14 protein-coding genes and 3 pseudogenes are annotated in these 17,292 nt (G+C 68.4%); 10 read left to right on the top strand and 7 right to left on the bottom strand.

What is annotated here, in order from left to right:
* The 5 genes and pseudogenes from AOK16_RS02755 to AOK16_RS02775 form a co-directional block, all read left to right on the top strand.
* A pseudogene (locus AOK16_RS02755) lies at nt 1-745 on the top strand (hypothetical protein); the annotation flags it as partial.
* 47 nt (nt 746-792) lie between these two features.
* On the top strand, nt 793-1,449 hold the full coding sequence (locus AOK16_RS02760; RefSeq protein WP_055470602.1) for a class I SAM-dependent methyltransferase: 657 nt from the start codon (nt 793-795) through the stop codon (nt 1,447-1,449).
* Nucleotides 1,450-1,528: 79 nt separating this feature from the next.
* A complete protein-coding gene (locus AOK16_RS28915; protein WP_205627616.1) occupies nt 1,529-2,029 on the top strand; it encodes a TIR domain-containing protein in 501 nt (166 codons plus the stop codon).
* 299 nt (nt 2,030-2,328) lie between these two features.
* Nucleotides 2,329-3,948 (top strand): ABC-F family ATP-binding cassette domain-containing protein, encoded by a 1,620-nt coding sequence (locus tag AOK16_RS02770; protein ID WP_055470603.1) that lies wholly within the window; start codon nt 2,329-2,331, stop codon nt 3,946-3,948.
* 221 nt (nt 3,949-4,169) lie between these two features.
* Nucleotides 4,170-4,430, top strand: coding sequence for a hypothetical protein (locus AOK16_RS02775; protein ID WP_055470604.1), 261 nt, complete (start codon nt 4,170-4,172; stop codon nt 4,428-4,430).
* A gap of 177 nt (nt 4,431-4,607) precedes the next feature.
* Here the strand turns inward: AOK16_RS02775 and AOK16_RS02780 are convergent, their stop codons facing one another.
* Nucleotides 4,608-5,549, bottom strand: a complete 942-nt coding sequence (locus AOK16_RS02780; protein ID WP_240483329.1) for a hypothetical protein — start codon at nt 5,547-5,549, stop codon at nt 4,608-4,610.
* Nucleotides 5,550-5,833: 284 nt separating this feature from the next.
* Entirely contained in the window at nt 5,834-7,333 is a 1,500-nt protein-coding gene (locus tag AOK16_RS02785; RefSeq protein WP_055470605.1) for an alpha/beta hydrolase, read from the bottom strand.
* 209 nt (nt 7,334-7,542) lie between these two features.
* Between AOK16_RS02785 and AOK16_RS02790 the strand changes: the two are divergent.
* A pseudogene (locus tag AOK16_RS02790) lies at nt 7,543-8,742 on the top strand (sensor histidine kinase).
* The gene (locus AOK16_RS02795) at nt 8,743-9,420 is read left to right on the top strand and encodes a response regulator (protein WP_055470606.1); all 678 of its coding nucleotides are present in this window, start codon (nt 8,743-8,745) and stop codon (nt 9,418-9,420) included.
* 521 nt (nt 9,421-9,941) lie between these two features.
* Here the strand turns inward: AOK16_RS02795 and AOK16_RS02800 are convergent.
* Nucleotides 9,942-10,370, bottom strand: a complete 429-nt coding sequence (locus tag AOK16_RS02800) for a pyridoxamine 5'-phosphate oxidase family protein (RefSeq protein WP_055470607.1) — start codon at nt 10,368-10,370, stop codon at nt 9,942-9,944.
* Nucleotides 10,371-10,468: 98 nt separating this feature from the next.
* Between AOK16_RS02800 and AOK16_RS25080 the strand changes: the two are divergent.
* Nucleotides 10,469-10,715: pseudogene (locus AOK16_RS25080) on the top strand (IS5/IS1182 family transposase); the annotation flags it as partial.
* Between the two features lie 9 nt (nt 10,716-10,724).
* Here the strand turns inward: AOK16_RS25080 and AOK16_RS29165 are convergent.
* On the bottom strand, nt 10,725-10,982 hold the full coding sequence (locus AOK16_RS29165; protein WP_420865368.1) for a DUF3592 domain-containing protein: 258 nt from the start codon (nt 10,980-10,982) through the stop codon (nt 10,725-10,727).
* Here AOK16_RS29165 and AOK16_RS27905 point away from each other — a divergent pair.
* Nucleotides 10,920-11,105, top strand: a complete 186-nt coding sequence (locus AOK16_RS27905; protein ID WP_240483330.1) for a hypothetical protein — start codon at nt 10,920-10,922, stop codon at nt 11,103-11,105. The genes AOK16_RS29165 and AOK16_RS27905 overlap by 63 nt on opposite strands.
* A gap of 424 nt (nt 11,106-11,529) precedes the next feature.
* Here the strand turns inward: AOK16_RS27905 and AOK16_RS02810 are convergent, their stop codons facing one another.
* The 3 genes from AOK16_RS02810 to AOK16_RS02820 all read right to left on the bottom strand — a co-directional run bounded on the left by AOK16_RS02810 (nt 11,530) and on the right by AOK16_RS02820 (nt 15,470).
* On the bottom strand, nt 11,530-12,756 hold the full coding sequence (locus AOK16_RS02810; RefSeq protein WP_055470609.1) for an MFS transporter: 1,227 nt from the start codon (nt 12,754-12,756) through the stop codon (nt 11,530-11,532).
* A gap of 81 nt (nt 12,757-12,837) precedes the next feature.
* Nucleotides 12,838-14,718 carry an asparagine synthase (glutamine-hydrolyzing) gene (gene asnB, locus AOK16_RS02815; protein WP_055470610.1) on the bottom strand — a complete coding sequence of 627 codons (1,881 nt, stop codon included), beginning with the start codon at nt 14,716-14,718 and terminating at the stop codon, nt 12,838-12,840.
* Entirely contained in the window at nt 14,694-15,470 is a 777-nt protein-coding gene (locus AOK16_RS02820; RefSeq protein WP_240483332.1) for a helix-turn-helix domain-containing protein, read from the bottom strand. The genes asnB and AOK16_RS02820 overlap by 25 nt, the downstream gene beginning before the upstream one ends.
* A 624-nt stretch (nt 15,471-16,094) precedes the next feature.
* Between AOK16_RS02820 and AOK16_RS02825 the strand changes: the two genes are divergently transcribed.
* On the top strand, nt 16,095-17,288 hold the full coding sequence (locus AOK16_RS02825) for a M24 family metallopeptidase (RefSeq protein WP_055470611.1): 1,194 nt from the start codon (nt 16,095-16,097) through the stop codon (nt 17,286-17,288).
* The last annotated feature ends 4 nt before the right edge of the window (nt 17,289-17,292 follow it).

Here is a 17,292-nt window from a genome sequence, read left to right on the forward strand (position 1 = left end):
CCCCCTGCTCCTGACCGTGGGCCACCGGCTCACCGCGCTGCTCGCGGGCGAACTGCTGCCGCACAACCACCCGTTGCGCCCCCGCCTGGCCAAGCTCGCCCGCAAGACCGACCTGTGGGTGGCCCGCCCCACGCACCAGGCCGACCGCTCCGGTGCGGAGATCCGCACCTCCCTGGAGGCCGACCTCCAGTCCCTCGACCACGTCGTCGCCCGGCAGGTCACCGAGGACCCCGAGACCGAGTTGATGAACTACCCCGCCCACTTCGGCGACCGCAGCAGCCTGGACCCGGACGTCCGCGAGGTGGTGTGCCACTGCGGCCGCCCCGCCCAGCGGTTCGTCCGCCGCGGGCTGCTGCCGCACGTCCTGGACACCGTGTGCGTGGTCTGCATGCGCTGCGGCGACGTGACCTTCCGCGTCCCCGATGCTCCCGAGCTGCTCGCGTACGCCGCCGACGAGGTGGAGCAGGGCGGCGTCCTGGAGGTGCGGGCCGAGCTGACGGCCGCCCGGCCCGGACCCGTACGCCTGGGCCTGTTCGTCCCCACCTACCTGCGCGCGGACACCACCGTCGAACCGGCGCTCACCAAGGTCAAGGGCTCCGACCGGCGCCCCAGGGACGTGGTCTTCCGCGTCCGGGTCGCCCCACACACCGCCCCGCAGGCCTACTACTTCACCGTCTTCGCGGTGCAGGACCTGGCGGTCTCCACCGCCAGGCGGCACTTCGGAGTCGTCCCCCGCCGGGGCTGACGACCGTCGGCCCCGAACGCCCCACCAGTCACCGAAGGATGGCAGCGATGGAGAAAGAGAGCACCACGGAGAGCACCACCGAGAGCGTCACGGAGGACGCCACCCCCGATATCCAGCTGATCGAGAGCGGCGGCGAAGTGACGCTGTCCATCGGCGGCGAACAGGCCATGCAGGCCTGGGAGCGCGACCTGATGTGGGCCAGCGCCGACCTGCTGTGCGAGTACGGACAGGACTTCTACGAGGTCGGCCTCGGCCTCGGCCTGTCCGCCCTCCGCGTCGCCGGCAACCCCGCTACCCGCAGCCACACCGTCCTCGAACTCTACGGCGAGGTCGAGGAGTTGTTCCGGGAGAAACACCCCGAGCTGCCGCCCGCGCTGCGCATCGAGCGCGGCGACTTCTTCCGGCGGATCTACGACCTGCCGTCCGAGAGCTTCGACGGCATGCTCTTCGACCCGGCCCTGGACATGGAGGTGTGGAAGGACGAGGACCTGTGGGCGCGGGTCGTGCCCGAGATCGTGCGCGTGCTGCGCCCCGGGGGCGTGTTCATCCCGTTCTTCAGCACCCGCCCGGAGCTGCGCTGGCAGTACGTCGACTACTTCCGGACGATCCGCGTCGAGCGCCACGCGTACCAGGCGTACGACACCACCGAGTACACCTACGGCACCAGCGGAAACGCCTACATCCAATGCTTCCAGAAGGACTGAGCCCCACTGACCCCACCGGCGCCACCGCGCCCCGACGCGCCCCACTGCGCCCGACTCCCCTGACTTCGGAGGTAATTCGGTGACCACCAGCGACAGCCCCGCCGTACACAGCGTCTTCCTCGCCGGGCCCTTCACAGGCCTGCTCAGTCCCAGCACCGGCGAGATGCCGGACGCCACCCGCACCCCCTTCGCCGTCCTGATCCGGCACTTCGAGGAACAGGGCCTGGAGGTCCACAACGCCCACCGCCGGGAGCTGTGGGGGGCGGAGCTCATGGGCCCCGACGAGTGCACCGAACTCGACCAGAAGGAGATAGAGAAGGCCGACGTCTTCGTCGGCTTCCCCGGCGTACCGGCCTCCCCCGGCACCCATATCGAGATCGGCTGGGCCAGCGCCTTCGGCAAACCGATCGTCCTCCTCCTGGAGGAGGGGGAGGATTACGCCTTCCTGGTCCGCGGCCTGCGCTCGGTCGCCACGGTCGAATACGTCCACTACAAGAACGTGCCGGACGCCTTACCGGCCATCGACGAGGCGGTCCACCGTGCGGTGAGCCGCCAGCGGGCAGCGGCCCCGGACGCCTGACACGCCTCCGGCGGTTCATTACCACCCCCTCTCCCGGCTACCGCCGGTATGTGGCCATGGCTACCGCTGGGAGTGCCCCCATCCCGAACCGGGGCTCTGCCCAGGCTCCGTTCAACGCCGGACGGGCTGGAAGACCAGCCCGTCCGGCGCTTGAGGACGAGCCCGCCAGGGCGATGTGAGGGGCGGAGGCGCAGCCCCAGCAGCTATGCGGTGCCGTGGGGAACGCCCCGGCCCGAGCCCCCGCCACCGCGTGGCCAAATCGTTTGCCGGTGTTCCGACCGACAGGTGATGATCTGCGCATGGGACATTTGGAAGCCGCGCACGTGGACTACTACCTGCCCGACGGGCGGGTCCTGTTCGCGGACGCGTCGTTCCGGGTCGGCGAGGGCGCGACCGTCGCGCTGGTCGGCGCCAACGGCGCGGGCAAAACCACTCTCCTCCGGCTCGCCTCCGGCGAACTCCGCCCGCACGCCGGCACGCTGACCGCGAGCGGTGGCCTCGGCGTCATGCCGCAGTTCGTCGGCTCCGTACGGGATGAACGCACGGTCCGCGACCTGCTCGTCTCCGTCGCCCCACCCCGCATCCGCGAAGCCGCGGAAGCCGTCGACACGGCCGAACTGGCCATCATGGAACGGGACGACGAGGCGGCCCAGTTCCAGTACGCCCAGGCGCTCAGCGACTGGGCGGAGGTGCGCGGCTACGAGGCCGAGACGGTGTGGGACGTGTGCACGACGGCAGCCCTCGGCATCCCGTACGAGAAGGCCCAGTGGCGCCAGGTCCGCACCCTCTCCGGCGGCGAGCAGAAGCGGCTCGTCCTGGAGGCGCTGCTGCGCGGCCCCGACGAGGTCCTGCTGCTGGACGAGCCGGACAACTACCTGGACGTCCCCGGCAAGCGCTGGCTGGAGGAGCGGCTGCGCGAGACCCGCAAGACCGTGCTGTTCGTCTCGCACGACCGCGAGCTGCTGGCCCGCGCCGCCGAGAAGATCGTGAGCGTGGACCCGGGCGCCGCCGGTTCGGAGGTGTGGGTGCACGGCGGCGGCTTCGCCACGTACCACCAGGCCCGCCAAGAGCGCTTCGAGCGCTTCGAGGAGCTGCGCCGCCGCTGGGACGAGAAGCACGCCCAACTGAAGCGGCTCGTCGTGGACATGCAGCAGTACGCCTCGCGCAGCGACGAGATGGCCTCCCGCTACCAGGCGGCCAAGACCCGGCTGCGGAAGTTCGAGGAGATCGGCCCCCCGCCCGAGCCGCCCCGCAAGCAGAACATCCGGATGCGCCTCAAGGGCGGCCGCACCGGCGTGCGCGCGGTGACCTGCGAACACCTCGAACTGACCGGCCTGATGCGCCCGTTCGACCTCGAGGTCTTCTACGGGGAGCGGGTCGCGGTGCTGGGCTCGAACGGCTCCGGCAAGTCCCACTTCCTGCGCCTCCTCGCCGGCGACGACGTGGCCCACACCGGCCACTGGAAGCTCGGCGCCCGGGTCGTCCCCGGCCACTTCGCCCAGACCCACGCCCACCCCGAGCTGTTCGGCCGCACCCTGGTCGACATCCTGTGGACCGAGCACGCCAAGGACCGCGGCGGCGCGATGAGCGCGCTGCGCCGCTACGAGCTGGAGCGCGCGGGCGACCAGCCCTTCGAGAAGCTCTCCGGCGGCCAGCAGGCCCGCTTCCAGATCCTGCTGCTCGAACTGGCGGGCACCACCGCCCTGTTGCTCGACGAGCCCACCGACAACCTCGACCTTGAGTCGGCGGAAGCGCTCCAGGAGGGCCTGGAGGCATACGAGGGCACGGTGCTGGCTGTCACCCACGACCGCTGGTTCGCGCGCTCCTTCGACCGCTTCCTGGTCTTCGGCGCGGACGGCAGGGTCCGCGAGACTCCGGAGCCGGTCTGGGACGAGGGCCGCGTGGCCCGCGCCCGCTGACCCCTCGATCCCACCGGCACAGCGAAGAACCCCCCGACCATCGGTCGGGGGGTTCTTTCCGGCGGTAGCGGTGGGATTTGAACCCGATCGCGTGACCCTTCTCACCTGCCTTTTCTTCGAGAAGCTCCAAAAATCGGGACTTTTCGATCCGCCTTGATCCGCCTCCGTCCCCATCGATTGGGATCCGCGTTGACGCGTCAACGCGGATCGCGGGGGCCTCGATGCAGGTCTTGCACGAATTCGTGGACGACCAGGGTCACATGGGCCAGTTTCGAAACCAGGAAACGGGGCGGGGCCTGAGCCTGCAGGCTTCGGTCCTGGTGGTCTATCTTCCCGGCGCCCCGGGGACCGCGCGGATCGACATGCGAGACGGCGGGGTCCGGCAGGGGCTCGTCTGGAAAAGCTTGAGCAGGATCGTGCCGTGCCTCGCGGTCGGCTGTCTGTTCGCGGGCCTCGCGTTCTGGGAGCTCGTCTGCCGCTGAGCCGACACGCAGTAGCAGTCCGTTCGCGTCGCACAAGAAGCGCAATCGGGAAGGGAGCCGGACCCCGACATCCTCCGCGATCGTCGAGTGGCCCAGGGACAGTTGGGGCCGCACCGGTGCCCCATCGCACCGAGACCCGGCCGCTCCACGCCGGACGCAACGCGCAGATCCGTGGCGCTAACTCCGCCACCGCACCCCGTGTCGCCGCCGCAGCCGGTGGATCTCCCACCAGGCCAATGCCGTCACCGACACCGGGCCCCCGAGGAACACGCAGACCGCGAGCGCCGCCGGGCCCGGCGGCAGGCCGCCCGGCGGCAGGCCGAGGAAGGCGAACACCCAGACCAGGACACTGGTGACTAGCGCGGGCAGCGCCGTGTGCAGGGCGGACAGGTTGAAGGCGTGGCGCAGCGCGGGACCGGAGGCGAAGCAGAGGAAGAAGATCACCCACCAGAACGGCGCCCAACACACGAACATCACGGACACCCAGAGAAGCACCCCAGACAGACCGTTGGCGCTGCTGGGCAGCAGCCTCATACCCTGCCCCGCCGCCGTGAACAGCAGTGGCACCAGCGTCCAGGCGCCGAAGTACCACAGGGCCGACCGGCCAGCCGGCCACAGCTGTGCCCGCATGACCCGCCGCGTCCCGGGCCTGGCCACCCAGAAGAGCAGCGCCACCACCACCGCCGCACTCACCAGCGCCAACCAGGGCGCGAACAGCAGATGTTGCAGGAGCTGCCCCGGCAGGTGCTGCCAGCCTCCGAACGCGGATAGCAGCCCCACTGAAATGACGAAGGCCATCCAGGCCCGTACCCGCTGTACCCGGGACACGTCGGGATCCTCGACTTGCCCTAACGGGCGGAGGGGGAAGATCTGGCGCGCCATGCGGCGGGCCGTACGGGCCAGTTGGTAGCCCACCAGCAACGGCACGGTCAGCCACCACAGGCACGGGAATACCAGCACCAGCACGACCCTGGGGGACACCTGCGCCCGCCGGCCCCTCAACACCTCACCCGGCGGCGGCCATTCGTCCTCCCGCAGCCGTCGCCACAGCGGCGTGTACGGCAGCGGCGGGTCGCCCGCGGGCCGCGGCCCGGACGGGCGGGGTGCATCAATGCTCATGGGCGTCCCTTCCACGGTCCCGGAGACAGACGCGCCCCAGCCCGGCCACGGTTCCCGACGACGAACCCGGGCTGCCAGGGCGCGCGGTCGGGCCCTGACATTGCCAGACGAACTGGTTCTGCCAGTGCCTGACGTCGACGGCGTGGTCCGTCTACCGGCCGTCGTCCGTCAGCCGCAGATGGAACAGCGCGCAGAAAGGCAACTGCCACCAGCGGAAGCGCTTCAAATTTCGCCCGTCCCCGGGTATGACCCGCTGTATGGCACGACGGTTCGCCACTCTTTGATCACGAGTCCGCTCCCGCTGCTGTGTTCGGCTCCGCCGCGCAGGCGAGGTCCTCGGCCGGGCGCTGTCCGTTGGCCAGGAACGCTGTCACCGTGTTGTTCGCGCACGTGTTGCGGCCGAACGGGTAAACACCGTGCCCGCCCTGGTCGGCGGTCACCATCGTGGCCCGGTCGCCGAATGCCAGCCGCAGCTTAATGGCGCCCGCCAGGGGTGTTCCCGGGTCGCGTTCGTTCTGCACCATCAGTACGTTCGACGGGCCGCGGTCACCGATCTGGACCGGCGGCTCGATCCGGTTGGCCGGCCAGTACGCGCAGGGCTTGATGTTTCCGGTGGTCCCGCCCAGCATCGGGTACTTCAGCCGGTCGATCGCGGCATTGCGCTGGTAATCCCGGACCTTGCCGGGCCAGCGCGAGTCACCGCAGGTCACGTAGAAATGACTGGCCAGGAAGTTCTCCGGGACCGGCGGCGGAGTCGGCAGCGGCTTGCCCTTGTCCAGCGCCTGCCATTCCTGGGCCAGTTGGGGCATGTAGCCCTCGACGTAGAGGCGCTCGAACGTCACCCCGCGGAACAGCGTTCCGTCGATGCCGCCGACCGGTTCGGCGTCCAGCCGTTTCGCGAGTTCGAAGAACTTGGCGGTCACCTGCTTCGGTGTGGCGCCCAGACCGTACTCGGGGCGCGCGGCCGCGTACGCCGCGAAGTCCGGGAACCGGTCCTCCATTCCGCGGCTGAGCAGGCGGAAGTTCGCCAGGTCGTAGCCGCCGGGGCCCATGTTGCTGTCAAGCACGATCCGGTCGCTGCGCTCGGGGAACAGCGTCGTGTACACCGCGCCGAGGTAGCTGCCGTAGGAGCTACCGAGGTAGGAGGCCTTCGGCTCGCCCAGCGCCGTCCGGATCCGGTCCATGTCGCGCGCGGTGTTCGCGGTGGTGGTGTACGGCAGCATCCACGCCGTCCGCGACGTGGCGCACTGTTCGGCGACGGTCCGCGCGTACGGCGCCTCCTCGGCGACATCGGCCGCGGTGTGCGCGTACGGCGGGAAGTTGCCGCGTGCCTGCTGCTGCGGTGTCAGGTCGCAGGTGACCGGCGTGCTGCGGCCGACGCCACGCGGGTCGAAGCCGATCACGTCGTAGGAGTCGAGGACGTCCTTCGGCAGACCGGCGCTGGCGAGGGTGGCCGGGTAGTCGAGCCCGGAGCCGCCGGGGCCGCCCGGGTTGGTCAGCAGCACACCGCGGCGCTTCGAAGGATCCTTGCTCGCCAGGCGGGAGACGGCGATCTCGATCTGCCGGCCGTCCGGATTGCGGTAGTCCAGCGGGACGTCGAGCGTCGCGCACTCAAGACGGGGCGCGTCGGCGTTCTGCGATTCGGCTTTCTGCGGACACGGGCCCCACTGCAGGGTGTCCGGCGCGGCCGTCACCGTGTCCGGAGTCGCCACCGCCGACGCTCCCGAGATCGTGGCCGCCGCGACTGCGGTGGCAGCGAGGGTGAGGGACAAGGTTTTGCGCATCTGGTGTCCTCTGGAGGGGGCGCACGAGGTCGCGCGCCGGAACGGTCGGATGACGGATACGAGTCTGTTCATCCGGCGTCACCGGCACATCGGCCCGGCGGCCCGAGTTACCTTCGACCAAAGTCGAGGCGGCGATCCGACTCTGGGCGAGGGTGGGAGTGTCCCCGGGTCTGCTGCACCGGCCGCGCGGTTTCGCGACAAATGACCGGATGAACGCGGACGTCGCGCCACGGCTCGGGGGGTGGCAGCAGACATGGCGGCTGGTGGCGGCCGCGGCACTGGGCATTCCCTTCTGGCTCTCCACCGGTGTGGCGTTGCCGCGGGGGTGCGCGACGGACACGTGTTCCTGGTTGGTCACCGGTGATCCGCTGGTGGCTCTCGGCTGCCTGACGGCGCTGCTATGGCGGCGGCGGTTCCCGCTCGCCGTCACCATGGCGGTCGCCACCACCTCGGGCGCGTCGGTACTCGCCATCGGTGCCGCGCTTCTGGCTCTGTGCGCGATCTCCACGCGTCGCCGTCCGGTGGAGATCGGAGTTGTCGCGCTCGTCTATGTGACCGCGTCGCAATTCACCCTCGCGCTCTAGCCGGTTGAGAGCCCGCCCGGATCGGTATGGCTCCAACTCGCGCTCCCGGCACTGAGCGCGGGCAGCGCGGTGGCCATGGGCGTGGCCATCGGCGCACGGCGCGTCGAGGTGCGGTCCTTGCGGGAGCGGGCGGAGAGCTCGGAACGGGAACAGGCCGCACGGGCGGCGCAGGCACGGGCCCTGGAACGGAACCGGATCGCCCGGGAGATGCGCGACGTGCTCGCGCACCGGATCTCCCTGGTGGCCATGCAGGCCGGAGTGCTGGACCACCGCGGCAACCTCACCACTGAGGAGAACCGCACGTTGATCCGTGGCATCGCCGACGGCTCCCACCAAGCGCTGGGAGAACTACGAGACGTCCTCGGTGTGCTCCGCGCCGACCCGGGCCGCCCGGAACCGCCACATCCCTCCCTGGACCGAATCCCGGATCTGGTGGCCGACGCCCGCACTTCCGGACTTGACGTCACGCTCACCACCACGGTGACGGGAGAAGCGTCCGACGTCGTGGGACGAACCTGCTACCGGGTCATCCAGGAAGGGCTGACCAACGCCGCCAAACACGCCCCGGGCGCCCACGTACACGTCACCGTCGAAGGAACAGCCGGCGACGAACTGCAGGTGAGCGTCCACAGCTCCCCGGCCACCAAGACGACGGCCACCACGACGACCGCTCAACCGCCGGCATCAGGATTCGGCCTGCTCGGCCTCGGCGAACGCATCACCCTCGCCGGCGGAAGACTCGGCCACCACCCGACACCCGACGGCGGATACGTCCTCACCGCGCACCTACCCTGGCCGAACCACGACCACGAAAAGAGAAGCTGAGTGGACAGCGAGCGGGAGCCGGTGCGTGTCGTCATCGTCGACGACGAACAACTGGTGCGGCTGGCGCTACGACTTGTCATCGACGGTGAACCGGACCTGACCGTCGTCGCGGAGGCGGCCGATGGGGACGCCGCGCTCACCGTGGTGGACGAGCAGCGGCCGGACGTCGTGCTGATGGATATCCGGATGCCCGGCCGTGACGGTCTCAGCACGACCCGGGAACTCCTCACCCGACCGGCGCCGCCCCGGGTGCTCATGCTGACCACATTCGACTCCGACGATCTGGTGCTCGGCGCGCTGCGCGCCGGAGCCCTCGGGTTCGTCCTGAAGGACGCCCCGCCAGCGCGGATCCTCGACGCGGTGCGGACCGTCGCGGACGGGAACCCCGTGCTGTCCCCGGCGGCCACAGCCCGGGTGATCGCCGCAGCCACCGGGCCGCAGTCCTCCGAGGCTCGCCGCTCGTCCCGCGAAGCCGCGCGGAAACAGCTGTCCGCGCTGACCGAACGAGAACTCGACACCGCCCGGGCCATCGCGGACGGTCTTGGCAACCCGGAGATCGCCGAGCGGCTGAACATCAGCATCGCAACCGTCAAGGCGCACACAGGCAACCTGTTCGCCAAGCTGACGGTCGAAAACCGGGTGCAGATCGCACTCCTGGTCCGCGACGCAGAGCACTGACCGGCCACAACCACCCGGTATCCGGCGGCCGGTGAGGCTCCGGCAGGGCCGTGCAGCGCAGGCCTCTGGGGCATCTCCTCCACTTCCGGCCCTCCGACGTGACGTGCGTACAGATAGCGGCCTGTGGGGGCGGGCGTGGCGGCCTCGGTGATCACGGCTCCGGCGGCAATCAGGATCGCTGTCAGATCATCCAGGTCGGCGACGACGACCGTCGTGGAGGCATGCATGTGCTTCGCACGCTCCTCTGGAGGACCGGCGAACAATAGGAAGTCACCGATACCCACCAGTTCCACCTCGCCATCCGTGAAACGGAGGTCGGGCTCCTCAGAACCGGTCAGCTGCTGGAGCAAGGGAAGGCACTGCTCGACGCTGTCCGCATAGAGGCGGGCGTATGTCTTGAGAATTCTCATCGCGCTCCCCGTAAGGAGACCGAATAGGAACCGGCCTTTTCTTCTGGCTCCTCGAAACCGTAAAAGAGCCGCCGGGACGGCGGCGCACTCGAAGAGGTTGTCGCGGCGGTTTCAGTACATGTAGCGGCTTACGGTCTCCGGGTGGATGACGAGACGAACCCAGTCTGCGGCCAGGATCCCGGCGAGATCGTCGGCGCGGGCTGGGTCGTCGAGGTTCCAGTAGCGAGCGGCCAGGCGGGCGGCCAGGTCGTGTGCTCCGTCGGGCTCCACCGTGGTGCGGCCGGCGACCGACAGCCAGCGCTCGCGTTCACCCACTGGAGCGGCGACGACGATCGAGGCGCGAGGGTCGCGGCGTAGGCGCCGCACCTTGAGCGTGTCCGGACCCGTGAACAGCTGGATCGTGTCCTCGGCGGTGACCTCGAACCACACCGGCCGAGGTTGTGGCGGGAGTGGCCCCCCGGCCACGGACAGGAACCCGTACAGGGGGCGTCGGAGAAGCTCCAGGTCCTGGGCGGTCAGCGAACTGGCGTCGGTGCTCATCACGGTCCTTCCGAATAGCTAGGGAAAAGGCTCCGAAGTTGCTGAAGAAAGCGTCGACTTGTTCAGAAACAGGTCGGGGCCGTGGGACGTTCATCGCCGTCAGGCAATGGTCACGAGGCAAGCGTGTCAGCGTACGCAATCGCCCGCAAAGGTATCGAGTCCAGCGAACGCCCGGGTCGCCGCAGGTGGGTGATCGAGGGGACGATCTCGTGACTTTCCGACTACCGCCGACTCGGCCCCCGCTACGAACGCAACTCCGAAACCCGCCTCGTCCTTCTCGGCCTCGCAGCTGCCCTGTGCTGCTACAGGCGGATCCTCAAGCTGACCATGCAGCACACGGTCTGAGGAACAAGCTCAACGACCGGTGGCGAGCATCCAGATCCCGATGGCCAAGAACAGGGTGCCACCCACGAGACGAGCCGCGACCTCCCCAAGCCGTCTCCCGCGGAGGTCGATTCGCGCGCTCTTCGGGGCCTCGGGAAGGTAGCGCACCGGGACCCCACCGCCCACGGGAAAGCCCTTGACTCCAGATGACCCCGCCTGGAACGTGTGCCGACTACCCTGCGCATCAACGAATTCGACCACCGCGAAGTAGACAGGGCCACCGTCCATTCCGGAGCCTTCCACGTGGTGGCGGACCACCAGGCCCCTGACACGGGCCCCCTCGCGCTGGAGGCGGTGCTGGACCATGGCCTCATGGGTACCGAACCCGAGGAGGGTGAGACCTGCCAGTAGCGACATCGCAACCCACACCGCCGCCTCCCCTCCCCTGCTTATGCACGGCTCTTCGGGTACCTCCTGTCGCAGGAGTGGACGCTACATCGACTGGAAGCGGTTCCTGGCGAAAATGCTGGGCTGTGCGGAGACGCCGACGAGAGTCCGTGCGGCTCTCGGAGTTGTCTGTCTCGGCGAGGTCGGCCTTGCCCTGGTCGTCCTTGGCCCTTCAGGGGAACGGCGCCGACGGGCGTGCAGGTCCTCTTGGAGATGTTGATGATCTCCAAGGCGCCCGTCGCCGATTCCTGCTCGCTGCTCAGCATGGCTACCCGTCCCTGGTCGGGCGTGGCTGACCGCCAGGTTGCGCGGCCACCCACAGGGTCGAAATTCCCGGCCAGTCAAGCGCGCAGGCCAGGTTGGAAAAGGCTCATTGGCTGGACGCGTGTCATGGTGCCGTCGGCTCCGGGCGCAGAAAGGTGGTGACAACGAGGGCGGTGGCACAGAACACCATGCCTGTGATCATCACCAGCGACGGGCCTGAGCGGTCCAGGGTGAGCGAGCCGAAGAGCGCCCCCAGGGAGATCGAAACGTTGAAGGAAAGGACGTAGAGAGAGGTCGCCGCTTCTCGCGCATGCGGCACGCTGCGGAGGACCAGGGTCTGCAAGGCGACCGGCAATGCCGAGTAGGTGAGCCCCCAGCCGAGAAGGAACACGATCGCCGCGGGCTTCCAGTCTCCGGCCGCGAGCAGCAGGGCCATTGAACCTCCGGTACCGGCGACGAAAGCGAGGACGACGGTGCGCAGTGCCGGGTCGCGTTCGATGACTGGTCCCGCGATGAAGTTGCCCACCACGCCGGCGGCGCCGAAGCAGAGCAGCAGTACCCCGATCTGGTTCGACGGCACGCCGACGTTTCGCAGGAGGAAGGGGGTGATGTACGTGTAGGCGGCGTAGTGGCCGATCACGACGATGGCGGTCACGCTCACCGCTGTGCGGAGGTTGCCCGTCTTCAGCAGGTGGGGCAGTTCGGAGAGATGGACGCCGCCGCGCGGCGGCATCGAGGGCATCAGGACGGCGGCTGCGGTGAGGGCGACGGCGCTGCACGCGGCCAGGGCCCAGAAGGCTGCACGCCAGTCCAGCCACTGGCCGACGATGGTGCCGAGGGGGACTCCAACGACGGTCGCCAGGGAGATACCGGAGAACACGACCGCCGTGGCCCGGACGGAGAGAGCTGGTGGAACCAGCCGTACGGCGATGCTTGCGACGATGGCCCACAGCACTCCGTGGATGAATCCGATCAGCAGCCTGACGGCCATCAGCCACACGTAGTTCATGGCCATCGCGGTGAGGACGTTGCCCACGACGAACACCGCCAGGATGACGAGCAGGAGGTGCCTGCGGTCGAGACGGCGGCTGGCCGCGGTGAGCACTGGAGCGAGTACGCCGGCGAACAAGCCATAGAGGGTGACCGTCAGTCCGACGGTCCCTTCCGAGACCTCCAGACCGGCTGCCATGTCGGGCAGCAGCCCGATGGGCATCGTCTCGGTCGCGGTCACGGTGAAGACGCCGAAAGCGACGGCGAGAACCGCGAGCCATCCCCGAGCGGGCGCGGGCGGTAGAACCGCAGGTGCCGCTCCTGTGGTCGGTGATGTCTGTTGCTGACCGGAAGGTGCCAACGTCGCGCTCCGGAGGAGGGAGGGGAGGACTCAGAATCCCGACGGGTGGCCGGGGATTCCCAGATTTGCAGGGCGCAAAGGTCAGGGCAGCTTGATGGTCGGGGCATACATGCCCATCCACACGGCCAGATCCAGTGTCCGTTCCAGATCGCGCCGGGATGCCTGGTCGATCTGTGGGGCTTCGGTGGCCACTGCCTGGCGAAGCTTTGCCTTGTCGATCAGGTCGAACACCGAGTGACCCGGCGTCGTCAGCAGATCCCTGCACTGCTCACGCAGGGCGGCGGCGTACTTGGGGTCTTGTGTGGATGGATAGGGGGCCTTGCGGCGTTCCACCACGGAGCGGGGCAGGACATCGGCGGCCGCGGCGCGCAGGAGTGACTTCTCCTTTCCGTCGAAAGACTTCAGCGCCCAGGGCGCGTTGTACACGTATTCCACCAGCCGATGGTCGGAGAAGGGCACTCGCACCTCCAGGCCGGAGGCCATGCTCATCCGGTCCTTCCGGTCGAGCCATATGCGCACGAACCGGGTGAGGTGCAGGTGGCTGATCTTGCGCATCCGCCACTCCAGCTCGCTCTCCCCGTCGAGACGCTGGATGCCGGAGACAGCGTCGTGGTACGAGTCCTGGATGTAGTGGTCGAGGTCGAGCGCTGCGCTCAGCTGGTCGGTCAACAGGCCTTGCCGGGCCGGCGCGGGAGAACCTCCGTCCTGGCCTTTGCGGCCCTGGCCGAAGAACTGCTGGTGGCCGGCCAGCCACGGGAAGGTGGTGCTCTCCCGTGCCTCCGGAGCGAAGAACTGTCGGTAGCCGCCGAACAGTTCGTCGGCGGACTCCCCGGACAGCGCCATGGTCGCGTGTTCGCGGATCGCCTTGAAAAGCAGATACAACGAGGCGTCGAGGTCGCCGAGCCCCGAGGGGAGGTCGCGGGCGCGGATCACCTTGCGGCGGACTTCGGGATCGGTCATCTCGGCCGAGCCGAGCACGATGTCCTGATGCAGGGTGCCGGACTTCATTGCGACGTCGTGCACGAAGGGGGTGTCCGGGTCCGGGCGCAGCTCGTCGGCGACGAAGTTCTCGGTCAGGCCGACGAAGTCCACCGCGAAACTGCGTAACGTCTCTCCTTGCCCGGCGAGTTGTGCTGCGGCGATCGCGGTCATGGCCGAGGAGTCCAGCCCGCCGGAGAGCAGGGTGCAGCTGGGCACGTCGCTGACGAGCTGGCGGCGCATGGTGTCGTGCAGGAGCTCACGCACCCGTGCCACCGAGGTGTCCCGGTCGTCGGTGTGTTCCCTGGTCTCCAGGCTCCAGTAGCGAGTGGTGCGGATGCCGGTGGAGGCGACCGTGACCACGGTGCCCGGCTCGATTTCGCGCATGCCTTCCCACACCGTGCGGCCAGGGGTCTTGATGAACGCGAACAGCTCACGGAATCCGTCGGCGGTCACGGTGGGTTCGGCGATCGGGTTGGCGAGGATGGCCTTGGGCTCCGAGCCGAACAGCACCCCGTCGGGTGTGGGGTAGTAGTAGAAGGGCTTGATGCCCGCCCGGTCGCGGATCATCACCAGCTTGTCCTCGCGGGTGTCCCAGACGGCGAAGGCGTACATGCCGTTGAGGCGCTCGGCGACGGCCTCACCCCACTCCACATATCCGCGCAGAACCACCTCGGTGTCGGAGCGGGTGGTGAAGGAGTGCCCGCGGGAGGCGAGTTCGGCGCGCAGTTCGGGAAAGTTGTACGTCTCTCCGGCATACACGATGGTGACGGCGCCGTGGGGGGTGGGCACGCTCATCGGCTGTCCGCCACCGGGCAGGTCGATGATGGCCAGTCGGCGGTGTCCCAGGGCGACGTGCTGGTCGACATGGGTGCCTCGACCGTCAGGCCCGCGGCAGGCCATGGTCTCCGTCATGGCATCCACGGTGGGCAACTCGGTGCGCAGGTCGTGGTCGAATGCTACCCACCCGGTGATGCCGCACATGTGTCTCCTGCCTTTCCTGTTTGGAATGGTCCGGTTGAGGCGTAGAGCGATGCGGGAATGGCGTCGGGAAGGACGTCGAGTGGGCCGTGATCCTTGGTGTCAGCCCAGATGGCGGAGAACTGTCCGGGGGTGCAACCGATCATGGCCTTGAAGCTGCGGGTGAAGTGCGCCTGGTCGTGGTAGCCGGCCGTCCCGGCCACGTCCGCCCAGGTCAGTCCGCGTCTGTGATGGCGCAGCGCTGCCTGCAGACGGATCACCTGGGCCAGCGACTTCGGTGGCAAGCCCACTTGCTGAAGGAATCGACGCTCCAACTGGCGGCGACTCCAGCCGGCTTCGTTGGCCAGCTGGCCAACCGGAGTCCGTCCCGCGGTACGGAGCAGGGTTCGCCACGCCCAGTCGATCTGAGGCGAAAAGGCCGGGCCGCTGAACAGCCGAACGGCTAGCAGCCGGTCGAGCATGGCGAAGCGCGAGTGCCAGTCGGGGTATTCAGCCAGCCTATGGACGAAGGCCCGCAGCCGTGCCCCGAGCAGGTCGGCCAGATCCACGGTACGGCACGCGAAACCCGCCATCGGAACCGTGGCCAGTCGGTATGCGGCGAGCGGTGTCAGAATCACGGTGACGCCATGGACGGGCCCGGTGTACTCGCTCAGGGTCGCGGTGGCGTGGACGCCGATGACCATAGAGGTGGCTGCGACCGAGCGCGCGGGGTCCAGCACGCTTGTGACATGCAGAGGGCCGCTGAAGCCGAACACGAGCCTGACCATTCCGTCAGGCGTCACAAGATGTCTTCCTGTCCGCTCTGCTCCCGCTTGAAAACCTCGGTATCCGAGAACATGACCATGAGGCTCGAGTTCGGAGGTTTCCCAGATCGCCTCCTTTGCGTTGGGTGCCGGCGGCGGACTCTTGGGCACGCCTTTCCTCCAGAAGATGAGGAATGACTAGAGGGCAAACTGATGCTAGGTGCATCGACCGCTCGGGCGGAAAGTTTCTCGCCTATTTTGACGGAAGTGTAGTTTTCGCGAAATAACGCCTATGGCGTCACTGAACCCATACTCGATACGACGAAACTGTGATCTTGGGCACGGTCAAGACGTCACATATGCTTCGATTCCGGTCGTCTCGATATGGCGTGTTATTGCGGCTCGATGGCCCAGGCCGACCATGGGAGTCGCGTTCATACAAGACCGAAATGACGGGCTGCCGCGATGCTGATACGAGGTGGAAACGAAAGGGCTTTCTCCCTAGGTTTTTCCATTCCGTCGAACTGCGCCCAAATCGTGTCGCGCATCGTGGACGCCCCACTTTCGGGCAATCGATCATACCGAATTCTTCGCGCGGACGAGTCTTTATCTAGAGTGTCGAGGTGAACCAATCGAATGCGTGTCAACCACGACCGCCTTCAGCGCCGAATGAGCGAGTTCGGCCTGGACGCACTGGTCAGCACCACCGCGGAGAACCTGACGTATCTGACCGGCGTCAGTAGTGTGCACCTGGATATGTTCCCGCACACGGGCCGGGCCTTCGCCGTGTTGTCCCAGGACACCCGGGCAGGCGCCCTTTTCGTCTGTGGACGCTGTGAGGTCGACCAGTTCCTGGACGCCGACGAGCGCATCGTCGAGGCGATCGCCTACGGCCCCTTCCACCGGGAACTGCCCCAGAGATTGGCGCTGGACCACGAAGACTCCCTCCTGCGGGGCGTCTCGGACGACCGGCGCTTCGACAACGCCCTGTCCGCCTTGACCCACGCAGTCAAACAGGCCTGCCCCGGCGGAGGCCGGGTCGCTGTCGACGAGGACGGGGTGCCGGCTGATTTCCTCGACGAACTCGGCAAATGGCTGTCCGGCTGGCACCTAGTGCCCGGTGCTGGGCACCTGCGGCACGTCCGGCAGGTGAAGACCGAGCGGGAGACGGAACTCGTCGCGGCTGCCGCGCGCGTCGCGGAGAACGCGATCCGCGCCACAGTCGCTGTCATGGGCGAGGGCGTCACCGAACGCGAGCTGGTCCGCGAGTTCAACCGCTCCGTTGCAGCCCAGGGGGGCACACCACGTTTCACCCTGATCCGGATCGGCGCCAACGCGGTAGCCGGCCAGCGTCAGCCCACGACGACGGCACTTCGGCTGGGCCAGGCCGTGTGGTTCGACGTCGGGGCCGTCGTCGACGGCTACTGGTGCGACATTGCCCGGGTGGCCACCCTCGGCGACCCCGCCCCGCGGCTGGCTCGCCTGTACGACGCCGTACTCGCTGGCGAGCAGGCCGCACTGGACCAGGCCCGTCCCGGCATGACCGGACAGGAACTCTTCGCGCTCACCGTCGACGCGGTTCGGGACGCCGGGATCCCGCACTACCAGCGCAACCACGTCGGGCACGGCATCGGCGTTGAGGTCTATGACCCCGTACTGATCCGTCCGGACAGCACCGACGCTCTGCAGACGGGCACCGTGGTCAACATCGAGACGCCGTACTACGAGTTCGGGTTCGGCTGCGTGCACGTGGAGGACCCGTTCGTCGTCGGCCCGGACGGAAACCGTCTGCTCACCACACTGCCCCGGGAACTGTTCGTCATCCGCTGACTAG

The sequence above is a fragment of the Streptomyces pathocidini genome, from assembly GCF_001418495.1.
In the GTDB taxonomy this organism is placed as follows: Bacteria; Actinomycetota; Actinomycetes; order Streptomycetales; family Streptomycetaceae; genus Streptomyces; species Streptomyces pathocidini.

Bases quoted from the DNA above. Each gene is read 5' to 3' on its own strand.
- AOK16_RS02760 (WP_055470602.1), top strand. From the start codon at position 793: ATGGAGAAAGAGAGCACCACGGAGAGCACCACCGAGAGCGTCACGGAG.
- AOK16_RS02770 (WP_055470603.1), top strand. From the start codon at position 2,329: ATGGGACATTTGGAAGCCGCGCACGTGGACTACTACCTGCCCGACGGG.
- AOK16_RS02775 (WP_055470604.1), top strand. From the start codon at position 4,170: ATGCAGGTCTTGCACGAATTCGTGGACGACCAGGGTCACATGGGCCAG.
- AOK16_RS02780 (WP_240483329.1), bottom strand. From the start codon at position 5,549: ATGAGCATTGATGCACCCCGCCCGTCCGGGCCGCGGCCCGCGGGCGAC.
- AOK16_RS02785 (WP_055470605.1), bottom strand. From the start codon at position 7,333: ATGCGCAAAACCTTGTCCCTCACCCTCGCTGCCACCGCAGTCGCGGCG.
- AOK16_RS02800 (WP_055470607.1), bottom strand. From the start codon at position 10,370: ATGAGCACCGACGCCAGTTCGCTGACCGCCCAGGACCTGGAGCTTCTC.
- AOK16_RS29165 (WP_420865368.1), bottom strand. From the start codon at position 10,982: ATGGACGGTGGCCCTGTCTACTTCGCGGTGGTCGAATTCGTTGATGCG.
- asnB (WP_055470610.1), bottom strand. From the start codon at position 14,718: ATGTGCGGCATCACCGGGTGGGTAGCATTCGACCACGACCTGCGCACC.
- AOK16_RS02825 (WP_055470611.1), top strand. From the start codon at position 16,095: ATGCGTGTCAACCACGACCGCCTTCAGCGCCGAATGAGCGAGTTCGGC.